This is a genomic window from Hydrogenophaga laconesensis (assembly GCF_031457235.1).
Lineage (GTDB): Bacteria > Pseudomonadota > Gammaproteobacteria > Burkholderiales > Burkholderiaceae_C > Hydrogenophaga > Hydrogenophaga laconesensis.
In genome coordinates, this window is record NZ_JAVDWE010000042.1 from 1 (window position 1) to 2,706 (window position 2,706).

2 protein-coding genes and 1 pseudogene are annotated in these 2,706 nt (G+C 66.1%); all 3 read left to right on the forward strand.

What is annotated here, in order from left to right:
- Positions 1 to 128: pseudogene (locus tag J2X09_RS26915) on the forward strand (methyl-accepting chemotaxis protein); the annotation flags it as partial.
- A 93-nt stretch (positions 129 to 221) separates the two neighbouring features.
- Positions 222 to 1,784 (forward strand): methyl-accepting chemotaxis protein, encoded by a 1,563-nt coding sequence (locus J2X09_RS26920; RefSeq protein ID WP_310309914.1) that lies wholly within the window; start codon positions 222 to 224, stop codon positions 1,782 to 1,784.
- Between the two features lie 14 nt (positions 1,785 to 1,798).
- The coding region (locus J2X09_RS26925; protein ID WP_510184456.1) for a methyl-accepting chemotaxis protein at positions 1,799 to 2,706 on the forward strand (908 nt) is incomplete at its 3' end.

Genomic DNA, 2,706 nt, shown 5'->3' on the forward strand with positions numbered 1-2,706 from the left:
CGGTGACGCAGCTGGACCAGATGACGCAGCAGAACGCGGCGTTGGTGGAGGAGAGTGCGGCGGCTGCAGAGAGCCTCAAGGACCAGGCCCGCCGCCTCGCCGATGTCGTCCAGGTCTTCCGGCTCTGACCCATTTTTTTCAGAGACGGCCGCAGGCCGTTCCGTGGTGCTTCCGGGCGCCCTACTACAACTTTTTCAAGTGAGACGACGATGCAACACCTGATGCGCCAATTTTCAATCCGAACCCGCATGGTGGCTGCCATCGGCGTGGTCCTCATGCTTCTCACGGTGGTGGGTGGCGCTGGATGGTGGGGTATCGCGCGGCTGAATTCCCTCAATGAAGCCTTCGTCTCGCACACCTTCGAAGAGACCATGACACTCTCCCGCCTGCAGGTGGCGCTGGGCGACATGGGCCGCATCGAGAAGGACATGATCATTGCCTACGAGAAACCCGAACAGGTGCTCAAAGCCAAGGCTCGCTGGCTGGCCGCGCGCGACGAGGCACAACGGCAGATGGAGCATCTCCTGGCCGGCGACGAGGACCAGGACAACGCCCTGGTGCGCGGCATGCAGGAAAAGCTCACCCAGTACGTGGCAGCGGTGGAGCCGGTGACGAACCAGCTCGAGACCAGCGGCTACGACTCGGCGACGGTGGCCAACCGCATGCTGGGCCGTGCGCACGCCAGCTATGGCGAGTTGCTCGAGAACCTCAAGCAGCTGGAGACCGCGCTCATGGATGAGGCTGCCCAGGCGCGCGCCGAAGGCAGCGACGCCAGTGGTCAGACACTGCTGCTGTTCGGCCTGGCCGTGGCGATCGCGGCCGTGGTGGTGGTGCCGAGCACGCTGTCCAACATGTCCAGCATCTGCCGTCCGCTGGACGAAGCGCAGCGCCTGGCCAGCGCCATCGCTCAGGGCGACCTCACGCGCCCGATCCACCGCGAGGGCAAGGACGAAACCGCGGTGCTGATGCGCGCGCTCGGTGACATGCAAGCCTCGCTGGCTCGGATTGTGGGCGAGGTGCGCAGCTCCACCGACAGCATTGGCACCGCGAGCCAGCAGATCGCCACCGGCAACCAGGACCTGTCCAGCCGCACCGAGCAGGCCGCCAGCAGCCTGCAGCAGACGGCGGCGAGCATGGAGCAGCTCACCGGGACCGTGCGCCAGAGCGCCGATGCCGCGCGCCAGGCCACGCAGATGGCCGTGGCCAACGCAGAAGTGGCAGTGCGCGGCGGCCAGGTGGTGGGCCAGGTCGTCACGACCATGGACGAGATCAACAGCAGCAGCAAGAAGATCGGTGACATCATCGGCGTGATCGATGGCATCGCCTTCCAGACCAACATCCTCGCGCTGAATGCCGCTGTGGAAGCGGCGCGCGCTGGCGAACAGGGCCGAGGCTTCGCCGTGGTGGCCGCCGAGGTGCGCAGCCTGGCGCAGCGCAGCGCACAGGCGGCCAAGGAGATCAAGGGCCTGATCGAGACCAGCGTCGGCAAGGTGGAAGACGGTTCACGCCTGGTGGCGCAGGCTGGCAGCACCATTGGCGAGATCGTGGCCAACGCCGAGAAGGTGTCCGCCTTCATCAGCGACATCACCACTGCCGCCGGTGAACAGAGCGACGGGATCGGTCAGGTGAATGTGGCGGTGACGCAGCTGGACCAGATGACGCAGCAGAACGCCGCGCTGGTGGAGGAAAGCGCCGCAGCCGCCGAGAGCCTGAAAGACCAGGCGACGCGGCTGGCCGATGCCGTGCGCTTCTTCCGCCTGGATGCCATGGCCTCCCGCGCCTGACGGGAGCGGGCACCATGAATTTCAATCAACGCCTCCTGCTGGCATTCATCGCACCCGCCGCGCTCTTCGTCGCGGGCCTGGCCGGCAGCATCTGGGCCCTGGTGCAGACGCAGTCGCGCTTCGATCATTACATCAAGACCGAACAAGCCACGGCCAGTGGCTTGCAAGACATGTACGCGCAAGGCCTGCAGATGGGCCAGGCATTGCGCAACATCCTGCTGGATCCGAGCAACCCGCAGGCCTACAAGAACCTGGATGCCGCTCGCGCGGCATTCGACACCGCCCACCAGACCACACTCGCAGCGGCCAGGGGCACGCCGATCGACGCCTTGCTCGCCCCGCTGGCGGGCCTGCGCGCAGAACAGGCACAAGCGCAGGACAAGGTGCTGGCGCTGGTGAAGACCAGCGTGCCGGATGCCGTTCAGGTCCTCAATTCGGTGGAAACGCCGGCATGGCGCAAACTGCGCGGCGAGCTGCTGCAACTGGGCAAGAGCTCGCAGGAACTTTCAACGCAGACGCACACACAGGTAAACAAGGAAGCCGATCGCGCTCGCTCGATCGCCATCGGTCTGGCGTTGCTGGCGTTGTCGGCCGCCGTGGTGCTGGGCTGGGTCGTGCGGCGCACACTTCAACGCGAGATCGGCGGTGACCCTGCGGTCGCACGCAATGCCCTGCGCCGGATTGCCGATGGCGATCTCAGTGGGGCCGGACCTTCCGCACGCAATGCCGATAGCCTTATGGGCGCCTTGCTTGCCATGCAGACCTCGATGCGGACGCTGGTGGGGCAGGTGCAACAATCCAGCGCCGGCATTGATCTGGCGAGCGGCGAGATTGCGTCTGGGAACCAGGACCTGAGCGCGCGCACGGAGCAGGCGGCGAGCAACCTGCAGGAGACGGCGGCGAGCATGGAGCAGCTCACGAG